Source organism: Borreliella sinica (genome assembly GCF_033969665.2).
GTDB classification, from domain to species: domain Bacteria; phylum Spirochaetota; class Spirochaetia; order Borreliales; family Borreliaceae; genus Borreliella; species Borreliella sinica.
This window is the reverse complement of record NZ_CP135180.1, coordinates 99,490-114,481: the sequence shown is the minus strand read 5'-3', so window position 1 is coordinate 114,481 and position 14,992 is coordinate 99,490. Positions and strand designations below refer to the sequence as shown.

Below are 14,992 nucleotides of genomic sequence, written 5' to 3'. Positions count from 1 at the left end.
TTGTCAATAAAGTCTAGATGCCTTTACTATGTATATTTTTTATTTTTGTTTTCTGTTTATAATGTTTTATAATTTTTTTATGATTAATCTTGATTTGATTGTTGATGAAGCTTTGTCTAGATATCCCGATGTTAAACCTTTTTTAAATTATAAAAATAATTATGAACTTTTAATAATGGTGATTTTAAGTGCAAGAACAACAGATAGTTTGGTGAATAAAATTTCTCCTTACCTTTTTGAGAGGTACAATAATTTTGAAAGTTTATCAAGGGCAAATGTGAAGGATGTTGAAAAATTAATTTATAAGACTGGATTTTATTCAAGGAAAGCTAAAAATATTGTCAATTGTTCTATTGATATTTTGAAAAAATTTAATGGTATTATTCCAAATAATATTTTTGATCTTGTTAAATTACCTGGAGTAGGTCGAAAAACAGCAAATGTTATTCTTGGGTCTGTTTACAATAAACCCGCAATTATTGTAGATACTCATTTTAGCAGAGTTGTCACAAGACATGCTCTTTCTTTGGAAAGTTCTCCTATAAAGATTGAACTAGATCTAAAAAGAAGAATAGAGCCTTGTAAGCAGTATAGATTTTCTATGGCCATCAATAAGCATGGAAGAGAAATTTGTACCTCTAGAAATGTGAGTTGTGACAATTGTTTTTTAGAAAAATTTGCCCCAAGAGTTAGTTAATTTTTTTAAGTTAAGACGATATTAAATGTTTCATTTTTTTTCTAAATTTTAAATTTATTATTGCTAGTATAATATTTATGCCTATTAATATGAGCAGAGGATTAATCCATATCCATAGATATCTATTGCCCATTGTCATGTAGTTGAGCAATTCTCCAAGACTGGGATATAGATTTTTATCCTGTTTTTGTAAAAAGCTTACTACTTCAAAAGTAGTAAGACTTCTTGCCATTTGTAATGGAATTATAGATGATATCGATGAAAATACTTCTGGGAAAATGTGTCGTAATATTATTCTTATTTTGCTTGCTCCCATAGCTTCACTAGCTTTAATATAATCTAAATTTTTTATTATCAATGTATTGTTTCTTGCAATGAAAGCAAACCTGATCCACCCATGAATCAGTGCTAATAGTGTTGCTGTTTGAAGCATATTGTAAGTTTCTTGTTTTAAAAAGTAATAAAAAATTAGAGACACAACGTAGAAAAAGGGTAACGTTTGTAGTGTTTCTATTGGTTTTGAAATTAGCATACAAATTTCAAAACTAAACATGCCAATTATTGTTCCAATAAAGATTCCAATCACCGCAGAAATTGTTGCATAGCTTAGTGAGAGTAAAATAGAATTTCTTGTTGCAATTATTAGTCTTGCCATAATATCTCTGCCCATTTTATCAATTCCTAATGGATTATCTTTTGTGGGTGGCATAGGTATGTTTTGTATAGATTTCAGATAAACTTTATTAGGATCTTTTCTGTAGATTGCAATTTTTGAATTTTCATTAACCAGCGCTGGGGTAATGATTAATAATATAATAAATATGTTAAAGAGTATGATATAAATTTTATTTATTATTATATTTAATTTCATTAGCTTGGGATATCCTTATACGGATTGATTTTGTAAATTAGTATATCTGTTATTATGTTTGGAATAAGCATGATGAAAACACCAATAAAAATTAAATCTTTAGAAATAGCATAGTCGTTGAATTTTAAAGCATCTAAATATAAGGCTCCAATTCCATCAATTTCAAACATTGATTCAATCATTGATGCTCCAAAAAAAGCAGTTGTAAGGATAGGTCTCATGTTCGTAAGTAATGGTGTTATTGATGGGATTAATGCATGTTTTAAGATTATTTGCAATTTATTTATGCCTCTTGATTTTGCAGCTTTTATGTAAAATTCTGATAAAGTTTTGTCAAGAGATTGTTTAAAAATTACAGAATTAAATATGAAGAATGAAAAAAACCATGCAAATCCACCTATTATTAGATTTTTTGGATTTAAATTTAAATAATATATTAAAGACAATATTAAAAATACTGTTAAGTTTCTTGGCATAGAGTGAAACAATAGCATTAAATATTCTAGAAAATTATTTACCAGATTATTTTTTATGTAAATTTTCCAAGTTATAATAAGGATTATTGCTGCAATATAAGAGAGTAGGGCGCCCGGAATTGAAACTTTTAAAGTATTGAATATTTTTTTAAAAATTATTGTAGTGGTTGGCTTTCCTTCACTCAGGGGAGAGTATCGATAATCGCCCCATAGTATTCCTTCATTTTTTGTTTTATATATTATATATGAATTTCCGGCTATATGTTTAAAAAACCAATTTTTTTCTAATTTTGATTTGGGATTAAAATCGTGTATTAGGGTATATCTTTCTATACTTTTGCATATTCCAATGTATTGCAAGTAATTTTTTATTATGTTTGTTTTAACAAAAGGAATATATTGGTGTTCATTTGAAAAAAAATTTACTAACGATACGCAAAAAAATGATGCACAAATTAAATTAATTAGCAAATATATTATATTTTTAAAAATAAATATTTTCAATAAAAACTAATCCTTAGAGCTATTGGAAGCAAGTTTATCGCTTTTTTTAAATTTTTTGGTTTGGATAATGCAACTTGATAAAAAATAATAAATTAAACCTATTACTATTGATATAAAGTAAAAATTTTGATTCTTGGAAAGGGGTTTTTGTAAAGTTAATATTTGTCCTTGGGTATATTGATCTTTATTATTGTTGGTTTTTATTACTGTTGAGTTTTTTGGGTAGTAGCCCAATTTGCTAGCTTCTTTTAGAATTTCGGATTTAGATACCTGCAAATTAATATATCTTGCTTTTAATTCTTTTTGAATTTCTTTTAGTTTTTCGATGTTATTTTTTATTAATGTTAGGTTGTTGTCCAATTGTTGATAATTAACAAATCCTCTTTCTCCAAATATGGGAGCTAATATAAAGTAGCTTAGTATTCCCGAATAGAAAGATATTGCAATTTTCTTATAAATAGTCATATAGCTTGTAATTATATTCTTAATATATTATATTTACAAGTAGTTAAAGTTGATTTAGGTTGTAGTATAGCTAGTAGTTTTGGAGAGCAAGTTTGGCATGAAAAAAAGTATTTTTTTTATCAAAGAAGGGCCCAAGGAAGTTGATTTTGATATGGAAAAGGTGTTTTTAAGAAATGATTCTGTTGATATTGCTTCTATAGATTCAGATAATCTTAAATTTTTTTTAGATGAAAAATTATTAAAACTAGATAACATATTAAAAGAAAGACATGGGGAGCTTATTAATTGCTTAAAGGATGTTGAGCTTCGTGTTGAAAGGGTTGAAAAAGAAATGCTTGATCATGGACTTAAGCTTGTTCAAAGAGATTCTATTGCCTTTGATTCGAAAGATTTTGAAAAAAAGTCTTTCGAGGTTGACGATTCATTTGCTAAAAAAGAAGACAATTTGCCCAATATTTCTATTGGGCAAGAAGAATTAAATGCGTTGCTTGAAGGTATCAATTATGTTTCAAAAGAAAGTGATGGAATTCAGAACGAAGTTAAATTTAATAGAGATGAAGATTTTAATTTGACTAGTAATTCGCATGTGGCTGATAATTTTTCTAATGATTTTGTTGAAAAAGAAGGTATTGATGTTAGCAGTGATGATGTATCCTTAAAAAATGCTGAGTCAAACAGCGATAACGATTGTGATGGCAAATTAGAAAGTTTGCTAAATAATAAACAACAACATTTAGATTTAATTGTTGATAGTGAAAACATTGGACATGAGAATAGCGTTAATTCTGCCATTCTTAAGAGCTCTACTGAAGGACTTGAGTTAAAAGAATTTGACGACTTTGAAAGCATTTTAAAAGAGGACTTAGATTCCCAATTTATTGAGGGATCCTTTTCTAATGATGGAGAGAAAAATTTGAAAAATGAAACGAACCAAAGCCAAAGTAATGATATTGCCAATTGTGAAAAGCCTAGTTCTCACAGTGCAACCGGAGATCATTCTTTTTCACATTTTAATTTTAATGATGTTGAAAAGGTTGTGAGTAAATTTAATCCTGAAGAATCCTTAAACAATGTTGTACTAAATAATGATGAAAAAAACGTATTAATAAATTTCATTGATAGAGTAGAAAGTGAGCTTGAGTTAAATCCTAATAGAAATATTTTTAAAATTAAGCAAGAATATGAAGTTTTGAAAAAAGTTAAATTTTTACTTACCAAGGGTTAAAGATTCTATCTCTTTTAGTTCTATTTTATTTTTCTATTAAAATTTCTATAAAAATTTTCATTTTTAAATAAATTTTAATAGGTGGATAATTTTTTGCTTTTGTTAATGTGTTAATTTTCATTTAAAAGAAAACTTATCAGTAAAGCGAAACAACATCTTATCAAAAGATAAGATGTTGTTTCTTGTTATGGTTACATTTTGTTTATATTCATTTTCATATGTTTTTCTTTTTATTCTTTTCAATACATATCAAAATTAGTCTGTATTGTTATAATGCTTGTGAAGATCTTCTTGATTCTCATTGCTAGAAATATTATCTTTTTCTGTTAACTTTTTTTCTAAGTTAAATACATCAAAAAAAGTCCATTTGCTAGTCATGTAGTAATGTTCATCCTTGTCTTTTTTTATCAAGATATCGTTGTCGTTCTCTTCGTTTTTATTAAAATAAACTTCAATATTGTTAACGCTTTTGTTACTCCATTTGACTTCAATCTTGTATTGAAGCATGTAGTCATTTATTTTAGATTTATCAATTTCAAGTCCATCAGCTTTAAATTCAGCAATAATATTTAAAGGCCTTTCTTTTTGCATTTTTTGGTTATTTAAAAAATAAAGGCCATCTTTAGTGGTAATTTCATAGCTATTATTTATATTATTTTCATTTTCTTTATTTAATTTTCTTATTACTTTGAATGATAAATTTTCTAATTTTGTGTTTTTTTCTTGAAATAATGTAGTATCTGAGAATGTATTATAAGAGTTCCCTTTATATGATAAAAAAATGTTTTTTGTTAAGTAGACATTTTCGTCGCTACCTTTAATGTATGCCAATCTTGAATCGCCTTCTCCTGATTTTCCGACAAAAATTTCTGTTAATAGTTTGTTGTTATTATCAAATAACTTGAAGCTTGGGTTTTCTTGAATTCCCAGTTCTTTATGTTTTTTTTGATCTCTGCTTACAAGTTTATTTTTTTGAAGTTCATCTAATGCTTTGATTAGAGAATTAACTTTTCTATTGTCAACTGGAATATTTTGTTTATTGTATGTTAGCATCCAATCTTTACCAAGTTTTGTTAACGTTCCTTCAAGCTCTGTTTCAATTTTAGAAATTAAATTTAAGTCAAAATCAAAAAATTTTTCTTCTAGGATCCTTGCTACTCTATTTTCATTTGAAAAAATTATTCCCAATAAGAATGTAGATGTTAATACTATTATTATCAATATTTTAATTTTTTCTTTATTGATTGAAAATATTTTTAGTTTTTTCATAAACACTCCTTTATTCTTAGTTTGTTTTTCTTTTTCTAGTAAATCTAACAAGTCCATATATCAATATTATTGCTGGAAGAATAATTAAGTTAACAATTATTAATGAAAACTTTGCATTGACCATTTCGTTTGAAGCACTTGTAAATTTTAATTTAGCTCTTACTTCTCTGGACTTAATATTAAAAAATTCTTCCTTTTGCATTAAGTAGTCCGAAATTCTTCCTGATAGTTCAAAATTTGATGGAGAACCGTTGTACATATAGTCACTAAATATCATGCTTGATCCTGTTAGGATTATCTTAGAATTTTTAGAATATTGTTCTTTGTAAGGACTTTTAACCTTTCCTTCAATTGCGTATCCTAGTATTTTGAATTTATTTTCTTCGAATTTAGTTGGAACTTCAAATGCGTTCAAAGATATGTTTGAAAGATTAGGCTCTCTAACTTGCCATGATTGATTGGAGCTAGCAAATAAGGGTAAAAATTTTACTTCTCCCGATTCTTTTTTTACAAGCTCTAATGAACTGCTCCAAGGAATTGTAGCAGAATAAAAATTTTTAAGCAGTACCATGTCTTTTTCTACAATATTACTTTTGTCTATTAAGATCCATGGATAATAAGCTTGAAAATTGCCACCTAAAAAGATTGTGGGCGCTCTTTTATCTAGAATAATATTATTGTTGTACTTTATACCATAGCTTTCAAATAGATCAAATAGTTTGGATTTAATAGGAGCTATGCCATATGGATTTTGAGGATTGTAATCAATTGCGCTTGTTGCAACAAATATTTTTCCATCATTAATAATAAAATCATCAATTTTTTTTACAGTCTCCTCATCAATTTCTTTAGCACCAATAATAAATAGTCCATTTATTTCTTTTCTTATGTCTTCTAATTTTTCAGTTTTTAAATCTATTTCTTTTATTTCAATACCAAATGCTTTTTGCATTATTTCGGAGAAATTTTTGTGTGCTTCTTTTAAAGTGCTGTCTCCAAATGCAAGTCCCAAAACTTTATTTGTGTTGTTTATTAGCTTGTCAAGTCCATTTGCAAGGTCATATTCTAGATTACTTATTTCTGTTACAACCGGTATTACTTCTCTTTTCCCTTCGTAAATAATTTCAATTCCTGAGTATATTTTGAGTATTGAGAGTTGATTAATGTCTCTTAAGTCGATTTGCTGAGAAGGAATACCGATGTGTTCTAAAGGTGTTGTAATTTTATCAGCATCAATTTCTTTATAAATTACTTTACCTTTTGAGGCATCAGAAAAACTTATTAAAAAATTTTTTATTTGATTTGGGAAAGCAAAATAGTTTTCAAGGCTGCCCGAGTTGTAATATGTTATATATATTGTTTCGTTTGCACTTGAAAACAAATTTTTTGTAACTTGAGATATTGTAAAAGCCTTATGTTTTGTAAAGTCTATTTTAAAAATGAAAATAGATATATTGCAAAAAATCAAAAAGATTATTGTAAGGTTTAAAGTTAGGTTTAAAACCTCATTTTCTTTATTTTTCATAATTTTATCTCCATTTTTTTAGTGTTATGCTGTGTGTGCTTAGTATTAAAAATGTGATTGTAAACGTAATAAAATAAATAAAGTCTGATAGGTTTAGTATGCCCATATTAAAGTAGCTAAAGTGATTGGTTATTGAAATAAAATTAAGCATTTCTCCTATTATGTTTTCTTTTCCAAAGATCATAACCAATTTTCCAGAAAATAGTATTAATATTAGCGTAAATACGGTTATTATGTAAGATACTATTTGGCTTTTTGTAATAGAAGAAATAAATGTCCCCATGCTTAGCACTGAGAGAGAATAAAGAATTATTCCAAGATATTGAAGCAATATTATTCCAAGATCAAATTCGCCCATGAAGATTGTCATTATTGTAAGAGGTAATGTAAGTGAGAATAGTATTAGGGTAAATATTTTAAGCGTAATAAATTTACCCAATACTATCTCTTGAGGGCTTAGTGGTAGGGCATAAAGAAGTTCAATACTCCCTGTTTTATGTTCTTCTGAAAATACTCCCATGCTAAGTGCTGGCAGTACTAGCATCAAAATAATAGGCATTGAAGAAAAATAAGAGGTAAGAGATGCATTATCTTTAATAAAAAATCCTGATAAAAAAATAAATGAAAAGTTTATGAATATTAAAAAGAATAGTATCACAACGTATGCAGTTGGAGTTCCAAATAATATTTTTAGTTCTTTTTTAGAAAGCGATAAAGATTGCTTTAAATCTATTTTCATTTTTCTCTCTCCTTGGTTAATTTGCTAAATATCTTTTCAAGGCTTTCATGTTTTGGGATCATTGCTTTTAATATTATATTATTTTTTACTATGTAGCTAAAGAGATCTTCTTCTGTTTTGCCTTGAGATAGTTTTAATGAAATGTTTAAATCTTTTTCGTGTTCTTTGAGTTGCAGTAATGTAAAAATATCGTTTTTACTATTGAAAATTTTTTCTTCATTTTCAGATTTTTTTAAAACTATTAATTCTATTTCAATCTCTTTAAGCTTATTTTTAATAATATTTTCTTTTGTGTCATCAGCAACAATTACTCCGTTGTTGACAATAATTATTCTTTTGCAAATAGATTCTACTTCGCTTAGTATGTGTGAAGAGAATAATATTGTACTTTCTTTTGTAAGTTCTCTTAAAAATTCTTTAAATTCAATTATTTGATTTGGATCAAGACCATTTGTTGGTTCGTCAAGTATTACAAGTTTAGGATTGTTTATTAAAGCACCAGCTATTCCTACTCTTTGTTTAAATCCTTTTGAAAGTTGAGAAATCAGTTTGTCTTCAACTTCTTTTAGTTTAAATATGCTAACTACTTTGTCAATTTCTTTTTTTATTTTTTTAACACCCTTTATTTCTGATATGAACTTTAAATATTCTTTAACAGAAAGTTCTGGATAAAGAGCTAGTTTTTCAGGAACATATCCTATTTGTTGTAGTATTTCTTTTGAATGCTCTACAATGTCTTTTCCAAAAATTTTTACATTACCTTTGTTTGGATAATGAAATGATGTTAAGATTTTAATTAATGTGGACTTTCCAGCTCCGTTTGGACCAAGTATGCCAAGCACCTCGCCTTCCTTAACTTTAAAGCTAACATTAAATAGCGCTGTAAATGAACCATACATTTTGGTAACTTTTTCTACATTTATCATATACCACCCTCCTATCTAATAATAAAGTTATTTTTGTTTGCTTCAAGCCTCATTCCATCTTTTGTTAAAAAAATTTCTCCATCTGGATATTCCAATTTTGCCTCCTTTAGTAAGTTTTCAAGATCTTTTCTTAATGTATATCTTTCGCTAAAATGAATAAGTCCTGTTTGTAAAACGTTTGCTTGCTTGACAATATTTGCAGCTCCACCAGCTGTTAAATGAAGTTTTTTATCTGCTTCCTTTTTGAGTTCATTTTTAAATGTGCTTTCAATTATTACAAGGTTAAAATTTTTGATTTGTTTTATAAGCTCTTTAAAATAACCAGTATCTGTAATGTACGCAACTTTTAATCCTTTTTTAGATTTTCCAAGTATTTCTGATGGCTTTATAATTTTTCCGTTTAGCAGTATTTCCTTTCCATCTTGCAAGTTTTTTCTAATAGGTCCTTTAGGAATGTTTAATTCTTCTGCTTTTTCTGTATTAAATTTACCAGGTTTATCTTTTTCTATAAATAAATATCCAACGCATTCTATTGAATGTTTTAGTCTAGTGTATTCAATTTTTTTTGTTTTATCCTCATATATTATTTTTTCGGTTTTATCTATTATTATTTCTTTAAAAATTATTTCGTAGTTTTTATATATTTTGAGCATATCTATATTGGTTTTTGTATAATTTTTTATTCCAACAGGTCCAGCAATTATTAACGGCTCTTTTCTTGTTTCTCCACTTTGTGACATTAGCATTACTATTCCAAGTAGTCCGGTAATGTGATCGGCATGTAAGTGTGTAATACAAATCATTTTTATTTTTTGCCAGGATATTTTTTGTTTTCTTAAAGACATTTGAGTTCCTTCTCCACAATCGAATAAAAAATTGTCTCCATTATACTCGATTAGTACAGATGACAAATATCTATTGTGGAGTGGTCTTGTTCCTCCAGTTCCTATAATATTAATGTTGAATCCCAAAGATTATTCTCCTGGTTTGTTTTGAAAGTGTTAATTGATTTTAATTGCTTTGTTAAATCTTGTTTCACTTTTAGTTTCTCTTTGGATAAGAATTATTTTAGTTTAACTCAAATATTATATTATTTTTTTGTGAATTTAGAAATATTAAGAGATGTAATTGCTTGTTAGTGTGGATTTAAATTTTTTATTTTAAGAATGATGCAAAATATTGTAATATTTTGCATATCTTTTAATATTATAATGATTTGGAATTTTATCAATTTTTTCAATATTATTAACTAATAAATTGGATAAGTATGGTGCCATTGCTATACCTCTTGTTCCAAAACCATTTAATATGAAAATATTTTTATGTTTGGGATGTTCTCCCAAGAAAGGTTCTCTGTCGAGAGTTGAAGGCCTTATGTGTGCTTTTTGATTAATGACTTTACATTTTAGATTTGTTATTTTTTTAAATTTTTTCAATAATTCTAATTTTGCCCATTCATTTACAAGCGTGTCCCAAGTATTCCATTCGTAAGTGCCCCCAAGGTAAAATTTATTTCCTTTTAGATGGATTAAAGATGCATGTCTGTTGTAAACTTCTTTAAAATTCAATTTTTTGCATTCTAATATAATGATTTCGCCTTTTGCAGGCTCAAATGGTAGGTAAGAAAAAAATCCTTTAAGTTTTTCTTTATATCCTTTTGCAAATATTAATTTTTCAAATTTGAAATCTTCTATTTTGAAAAAACTGTCTCCGAGTTGAATTTTATTTTCGTCGATATTTTTGTTTATGTATGATTTTTTTTTGGTTAAATATTTTTTAATATTTTTTATATAGATTTTTGTATTAATTCTAGCGCCTTTTATTATCATTCCACCGTTAGAATCGTTTGAAAAATTGCAAATTTTTCCATCTTTTATTTTCAAAATAAAGTTTGTCATGGTTTTGTCATTTTTAAGTTTATCAATCAGTTCATTTTTTTGATTTTCAGTAGTAAAGGGCCTAAAGATATTTTTTTCTATAAAAAATTTGGATTTAATGGTTTTTTCAATTTCTTGATAGTAATTTTTTGCAAATTCAAAAATATAAGATTCTTTCCAGGCAATGTTCATTTTTCTGCCCATAATAGGATTAATAAGCCCACCTGCTATTGTTGTTGCTTTTGTATTCCCATCATCGAAAAGAATTACTTTTTTATTTCTTTTAAGTAATTCGTAAGTAACAGTGCTTCCTGCCACTCCTCCTCCAATAACTGCAAATTCATAGTGCATTATGACCCCCTTTTTAAGATTTTACTTATATATAAATTTAGAGTATTTTTTAGCTATAATGAGGTTTGATTAAAGTTCTATTAATTTTTTGCTTTTCATAAATTAGGTGCAATTGTTTAAGTTTTATGCTTTCTTATCATTTAAAAACCTTTTATTTTCAATTATAATATATCATTAGTTTTTGTATAAGGGATGTTTTATGACCGGTGAAGAAGACAATAATAATTTCATTTTACATGATAAATCATTGAAATTAGCTTTAAAGAGTAGATCAATAGTGATTGCTGGTGAGATTACCAAGGATGTTTCTAAGCTTTTTCAAGAAAAAATATTGTTGCTAGAAGCTTTAGATTTTAAAAAGCCTATATTTGTGTACATTGATTCTGAGGGAGGCGATATTGATGCTGGATTTGCTATTTTTAATATGATTCGATTTGTTAAGCCTAAAGTTTTTACAGTTGGAGTAGGGCTTGTTGCTAGCGCTGCCGCTTTAATTTTTTTGGCTGCAAAATTAGAAAATAGATTTTCATTGCCTTTTGCCAGGTATTTATTGCATCAACCTTTGAGTGGATTTAAAGGAGTTGCAACAGATATTGAGATTTATGCTAATGAGCTAAATAAAGTTAAAAAAGAGCTTAATAATATTATTTCAAAAGAAACAGGTCAAAAGATCTCTAAAATAGAAAAGGATACCGATAGAGATTTTTGGTTAGACAGTAGTGCTGCAAAAAAGTATGGACTCGTATTTGAAGTTGTTGAGACAAAGTGCCAACTTGAAGAGTTTATTTCTGTTTAGCGGTTTATTTTTTTCCTGCAATTTTGTAGATATAGATTTTATTGTTTTAGAGCTTAAGGTTGCAAATTTTAATTTAAATGATTATTCTTCTCAAGAATTATTGGATTCTGCTTATAATATACTCAATCAAAGTTTTGATTTAATAATTATTAAGAATCTTGAGAATAAAAATGTTCTCGATTTAATTAATAATAGAGTTTTATTTGGAACCTTTAAGAATGCTTATTTTATTGATCAAGGAAAAGGACTTTCTATTAGTATTCTTTCTAAGCGTAAAATAAATATTAAAGTTTTAAGTGCAATGCAAGATTATGACGATTTAAAATTAGGATTGCTTGTTGATTTTACATTTAAAGATAATCGCTATGGTATTGTTATTTATAATTTAAGCAATGATTTTATTAACAATTTTACTAGTTTGCAAATTAATGATCAAATTTCATATTTAAAAGCCCAAATGAATAAATTAATGTTTATTTTAGATGAATCTGAATTTATTATTTTTGATTTATTAATTAAAAATAAATTTTTTAGCTTAATAAATGATTCAAGTGAGATTTCAATGTTGACAAATAAAATTGATTTTAAAGTGTTTTCTAATTTTTTTGCTAGAGTTTCTTTGTGTTCATTTATGTTTGTAATTATGGATTATTTGCATAGCAATTATATTATTGAGAATTTTCCCCAAAAAATAGTTATCAATTGATTTTTGGATTTATTTTTTAGTTAACTTGACATCGTAATATATTATTATTTATTATATTATTCTATGCCGAAGTGGTGGAAGTGGTAGACACACAGGACTTAAAATCCTGAGGAGGAAGCTCCGTACCGGTTCAAGTCCGGTCTTCGGTATTTTAAAATCTTTTATTAGTGTTTTTCAGCTATTTTTTTGTTTATAAACATTCCCAGTATAAATGATGCTCCTAAAGATGCAAAGGATATTAAATTGTCTTTAAAATTTAATTTTAATAGGATTAATATCATTTGTAGAATTGATCCAAAAATTAGGCCTCTTGATAAATAAATAAAATTATTTAGGTGATTATCTATTATTTTCTTTATTATTAGTATTGCTGTAATAATTCCTATTGTTACAGCAATACTAAATATTGTAATAAGAATAATGTTAAATTCAGATATAATGAGTATTATTTCTTTATAAAAACCAAGTAGCAAAAGCATTGCAGATCCAGAGATTCCCGGCAATATCATTGATGCTCCACTTATTGTCCCAGAGAATATTAATAATGAGTAATATTTTATTGAGTTTTTGTTCTCAGGTATTATATTTTGCAATTGCATATTAGATTCTTTGATTATTAAGAAAAGCACGATAATAGACATGCCAATAAAAAACAACAAATGTTTTAATATTTTTGTATTATTTGCTCCTTTCCCAGATATTTCTTTTTTTAGTGTTAACATATTCCCAAATGTTAATCCCATGAAGAATATTATTAGCAGTGCTTCTATTATTCCATTGTCAAAGGCATAAGCTTTAAATATTTTTGCAATCAATAATATTGAAGTTAACATTCCTGCAGCCAAAACAGTTAAAAACATTAAATTTTTTTTAACTTCTGTTAGCTTTAAGATTTCTGAAATAGAATTTATTATTTTATAATAGATTTTTAATATTAAAGCCAGCGTTCCCCCAGAAACTCCTGGGATTATGTTTGCAATTCCAAGTAAGATTCCCTTGATATAAATGTTGAGCATTCTTATTTTTAAACTTTAAGTATTTTCAATTTAAATGCTTTATCTATCATCGCCTTCGCCATTTATTGTCCCATTTTCATGTCGTTTTTGTATTTTTTTTAGGTTTGTAAGAGCAACATCTTCGAGTGTAATGCCCAAATTGTTGCTTAAATTTGACAAGTACCATAAAACGTCTCCTAGCTCTTTCTTAATTGATATTAAATATTCATCGTCAATGATGTAATTCTTGTCTCTTCCTAATTTTTTTATTTTTTCAACAACTTCTCCAGTTTCACCAGCAAGGCCAAGTGTTGTTAAAATTAATTCTTCTTTTTTATTTATATACTTTGCAGTTCTTTTTGCTTTTTTTTGGTATTCGTTTAGTTCCATGTTGAAAGATAGTCTATTACAGTTTGTTAATATTTACAAGTCCAAGTATGATTTATTTTTTCCATATTTTTTATTATATTGATTAATTAAGCGTGAAATAATTTGCAGTATGAGTAAGATTTTTTTGTTATTTGGAATAGGTTTCTTTTTTTTAAAAATTCTTTGCGTTTTTTCTTATCCAGAAATAAAAAATTTTTCAAGAAAAGATCCTATTTATTCTGATCTTAAGATTAAAGTTTTTAAATATAATAAAAAACAGCACATCCCTTTGTTTTTTTATCTATATAAAGTTAAAAAAGGGGATACTTTTTTTAAAATTGCTAATAAAATAAATGGATGGCAGTCCGGTATTGCTACTGTTAATTTATTGGATTCTCCTTTTGTAAGTGTTGGGCAAGAGATTATTATTCCCAGCAAAAAAGGAGTTTTTGTTTTTGATAGTAAAGATTATAGATTTAATAATTTGCTTTTAGCAACAAGGGATCTTACTAAAGCTGAAAAAGTAAAAATTAAAAGGAATGATAGAGTTTATGAGTTTTATTTTTTTGATTTTGTCAAGAATCCAGATTTTGGAATTTTTTCAAATACAGAGTTGCTCTTTTTTTTAAATTCCAACTTTGTTTTTCCTTTAAAAAAATTTATTGTTAGTTCTGATTTTGGGTTTAGAAATGATCCTTTTACTGGTAATAAAAGTTTTCATACAGGAATAGATCTTGCAGCTCCGATGAATACGGAAGTATATTCTTCTTCTTCTGGAATAATTATTGAAGCTGGATACAACGATCTTTATGGTAATTTTGTTGTAGTTGGCCACAAAAATAATATCAAATCACTTTATGGACATTTAAATTCATATTCTGTAAGGGTAGGAGATTTGGTTAAATCGGGTGAATTTCTTGGAAGGGTGGGGCAAACTGGGCGTTCAACAGGGCCTCATTTGCACTTTGAAATATTAAAAAAAAATATTCCCATTAATCCTTTAGAGCTTTTAAAGTAAAGCTAACTTCAGTTAGCTAAATGCAATATTATTAAATTGTATTGATTATTAATAAATAATAGCATATAATTAGTTGTTTAATGAAAATATTTTTACACTTTTGCATCAGAGATTTTAAAAGAAAGTGTTTCATTTTAATATAATTATTAACATTAAAAAATTTTTTGGTTTCAAAATTATACA

At 26.7% G+C, this 14,992-nt stretch carries 16 protein-coding genes and 1 tRNA gene; 6 read left to right on the top strand and 11 right to left on the bottom strand.

What is annotated here, in order from left to right; genetic code table 11:
• Positions 1 to 61 precede the first annotated feature (61 nt).
• Positions 62 to 697: an endonuclease III domain-containing protein gene (locus tag QIA41_RS00505; protein ID WP_320292117.1), complete on the top strand. Its 636-nt coding sequence runs from the start codon at positions 62 to 64 to the stop codon at positions 695 to 697.
• Between the two features lie 10 nt (positions 698 to 707).
• On the opposite strand, the gene QIA41_RS00500 is transcribed toward QIA41_RS00505, so the two are convergent.
• Genes QIA41_RS00500 through QIA41_RS00490 form a run of 3 tightly spaced genes read right to left on the bottom strand, consistent with a single transcriptional unit; the run spans position 708 to position 3,013 of the window.
• A complete protein-coding gene (locus tag QIA41_RS00500) occupies positions 708 to 1,568 on the bottom strand; it encodes an ABC transporter permease subunit (protein ID WP_320292116.1) in 861 nt (286 codons plus the stop codon).
• On the bottom strand, positions 1,568 to 2,548 hold the full coding sequence (locus QIA41_RS00495; RefSeq protein WP_320292115.1) for an ABC transporter permease: 981 nt from the start codon (positions 2,546 to 2,548) through the stop codon (positions 1,568 to 1,570). Before QIA41_RS00495 ends, QIA41_RS00500 begins: the two co-directional genes overlap by 1 nt.
• A 6-nt stretch (positions 2,549 to 2,554) precedes the next feature.
• Positions 2,555 to 3,013: a septum formation initiator family protein gene (locus QIA41_RS00490; protein WP_320292114.1), complete on the bottom strand. Its 459-nt coding sequence runs from the start codon at positions 3,011 to 3,013 to the stop codon at positions 2,555 to 2,557.
• 97 nt (positions 3,014 to 3,110) lie between these two features.
• Here QIA41_RS00490 and QIA41_RS00485 point away from each other — a divergent pair, with 97 nt between their 5' ends.
• Positions 3,111 to 4,238 (top strand): hypothetical protein, encoded by a 1,128-nt coding sequence (locus QIA41_RS00485; RefSeq protein WP_320292113.1) that lies wholly within the window; start codon positions 3,111 to 3,113, stop codon positions 4,236 to 4,238.
• A gap of 255 nt (positions 4,239 to 4,493) precedes the next feature.
• On the opposite strand, the gene QIA41_RS00480 is transcribed toward QIA41_RS00485, so the two are convergent.
• The 6 genes from QIA41_RS00480 to QIA41_RS00455 all read right to left on the bottom strand — a co-directional run bounded on the left by QIA41_RS00480 (position 4,494) and on the right by QIA41_RS00455 (position 10,925).
• A complete protein-coding gene (locus tag QIA41_RS00480) occupies positions 4,494 to 5,507 on the bottom strand; it encodes a DUF4340 domain-containing protein (RefSeq protein ID WP_320292112.1) in 1,014 nt (337 codons plus the stop codon).
• Positions 5,508 to 5,523: 16 nt separating this feature from the next.
• Positions 5,524 to 7,032, bottom strand: coding sequence for a GldG family protein (locus tag QIA41_RS00475; RefSeq protein ID WP_320292111.1), 1,509 nt, complete (start codon positions 7,030 to 7,032; stop codon positions 5,524 to 5,526).
• Between the two features lie 4 nt (positions 7,033 to 7,036).
• The gene (locus tag QIA41_RS00470; RefSeq protein WP_320292110.1) at positions 7,037 to 7,771 is read right to left on the bottom strand and encodes an ABC transporter permease; all 735 of its coding nucleotides are present in this window, start codon (positions 7,769 to 7,771) and stop codon (positions 7,037 to 7,039) included.
• Positions 7,768 to 8,697: an ABC transporter ATP-binding protein gene (locus tag QIA41_RS00465; protein WP_320292109.1), complete on the bottom strand. Its 930-nt coding sequence runs from the start codon at positions 8,695 to 8,697 to the stop codon at positions 7,768 to 7,770. The genes QIA41_RS00470 and QIA41_RS00465 overlap by 4 nt, the downstream gene beginning before the upstream one ends.
• A gap of 11 nt (positions 8,698 to 8,708) precedes the next feature.
• Positions 8,709 to 9,668: a ribonuclease Z gene (locus tag QIA41_RS00460; RefSeq protein ID WP_320292108.1), complete on the bottom strand. Its 960-nt coding sequence runs from the start codon at positions 9,666 to 9,668 to the stop codon at positions 8,709 to 8,711.
• 189 nt (positions 9,669 to 9,857) lie between these two features.
• Positions 9,858 to 10,925 carry an NAD(P)/FAD-dependent oxidoreductase gene (locus QIA41_RS00455; protein ID WP_320292107.1) on the bottom strand — a complete coding sequence of 356 codons (1,068 nt, stop codon included), beginning with the start codon at positions 10,923 to 10,925 and terminating at the stop codon, positions 9,858 to 9,860.
• A gap of 199 nt (positions 10,926 to 11,124) precedes the next feature.
• Here QIA41_RS00455 and QIA41_RS00450 point away from each other — a divergent pair, with 199 nt between their 5' ends.
• The 3 genes from QIA41_RS00450 (at position 11,125) to QIA41_RS00440 (ending at position 12,576) form a co-directional block, all read left to right on the top strand.
• A complete protein-coding gene (locus QIA41_RS00450) occupies positions 11,125 to 11,721 on the top strand; it encodes an ATP-dependent Clp protease proteolytic subunit (protein WP_320292106.1) in 597 nt (198 codons plus the stop codon).
• A gap of 31 nt (positions 11,722 to 11,752) precedes the next feature.
• Positions 11,753 to 12,427, top strand: coding sequence for a hypothetical protein (locus tag QIA41_RS00445; RefSeq protein ID WP_320292782.1), 675 nt, complete (start codon positions 11,753 to 11,755; stop codon positions 12,425 to 12,427).
• A 65-nt stretch (positions 12,428 to 12,492) separates the two neighbouring features.
• Positions 12,493 to 12,576, top strand: a tRNA-Leu gene (locus QIA41_RS00440).
• Between the two features lie 15 nt (positions 12,577 to 12,591).
• On the opposite strand, the gene QIA41_RS00435 is transcribed toward QIA41_RS00440, so the two are convergent.
• Both QIA41_RS00435 and QIA41_RS00430 read right to left on the bottom strand, forming a co-directional pair.
• Positions 12,592 to 13,443, bottom strand: coding sequence for a DUF368 domain-containing protein (locus QIA41_RS00435; protein WP_320292105.1), 852 nt, complete (start codon positions 13,441 to 13,443; stop codon positions 12,592 to 12,594).
• Between the two features lie 39 nt (positions 13,444 to 13,482).
• The gene (locus tag QIA41_RS00430) at positions 13,483 to 13,812 is read right to left on the bottom strand and encodes a nucleoside triphosphate pyrophosphohydrolase family protein (protein WP_320292104.1); all 330 of its coding nucleotides are present in this window, start codon (positions 13,810 to 13,812) and stop codon (positions 13,483 to 13,485) included.
• A 109-nt stretch (positions 13,813 to 13,921) separates the two neighbouring features.
• Here QIA41_RS00430 and QIA41_RS00425 point away from each other — a divergent pair, with 109 nt between their 5' ends.
• Positions 13,922 to 14,809 (top strand): LysM peptidoglycan-binding domain-containing M23 family metallopeptidase, encoded by an 888-nt coding sequence (locus QIA41_RS00425; RefSeq protein WP_320292103.1) that lies wholly within the window; start codon positions 13,922 to 13,924, stop codon positions 14,807 to 14,809.
• The last annotated feature ends 183 nt before the right edge of the window (positions 14,810 to 14,992 follow it).

Excerpts from the sequence above, each read along its gene's own strand:
- QIA41_RS00505 (WP_320292117.1), top strand. The coding sequence starts at position 62 with ATGTTTTATAATTTTTTTATGATTAATCTTGATTTGATTGTTGATGAA.
- QIA41_RS00485 (WP_320292113.1), top strand. The coding sequence starts at position 3,111 with ATGAAAAAAAGTATTTTTTTTATCAAAGAAGGGCCCAAGGAAGTTGAT.
- QIA41_RS00430 (WP_320292104.1), bottom strand. The coding sequence starts at position 13,812 with ATGGAACTAAACGAATACCAAAAAAAAGCAAAAAGAACTGCAAAGTAT.
- QIA41_RS00475 (WP_320292111.1), bottom strand. The coding sequence starts at position 7,032 with ATGAAAAATAAAGAAAATGAGGTTTTAAACCTAACTTTAAACCTTACA.
- QIA41_RS00435 (WP_320292105.1), bottom strand. The coding sequence starts at position 13,443 with ATGCTCAACATTTATATCAAGGGAATCTTACTTGGAATTGCAAACATA.
- QIA41_RS00425 (WP_320292103.1), top strand. The coding sequence starts at position 13,922 with ATGAGTAAGATTTTTTTGTTATTTGGAATAGGTTTCTTTTTTTTAAAA.
- QIA41_RS00450 (WP_320292106.1), top strand. The coding sequence starts at position 11,125 with ATGACCGGTGAAGAAGACAATAATAATTTCATTTTACATGATAAATCA.
- QIA41_RS00465 (WP_320292109.1), bottom strand. The coding sequence starts at position 8,697 with ATGATAAATGTAGAAAAAGTTACCAAAATGTATGGTTCATTTACAGCG.
- QIA41_RS00480 (WP_320292112.1), bottom strand. The coding sequence starts at position 5,507 with ATGAAAAAACTAAAAATATTTTCAATCAATAAAGAAAAAATTAAAATA.
- QIA41_RS00500 (WP_320292116.1), bottom strand. The coding sequence starts at position 1,568 with ATGAAATTAAATATAATAATAAATAAAATTTATATCATACTCTTTAAC.
- QIA41_RS00490 (WP_320292114.1), bottom strand. The coding sequence starts at position 3,013 with ATGACTATTTATAAGAAAATTGCAATATCTTTCTATTCGGGAATACTA.
- QIA41_RS00455 (WP_320292107.1), bottom strand. The coding sequence starts at position 10,925 with ATGCACTATGAATTTGCAGTTATTGGAGGAGGAGTGGCAGGAAGCACT.
- QIA41_RS00470 (WP_320292110.1), bottom strand. The coding sequence starts at position 7,771 with ATGAAAATAGATTTAAAGCAATCTTTATCGCTTTCTAAAAAAGAACTA.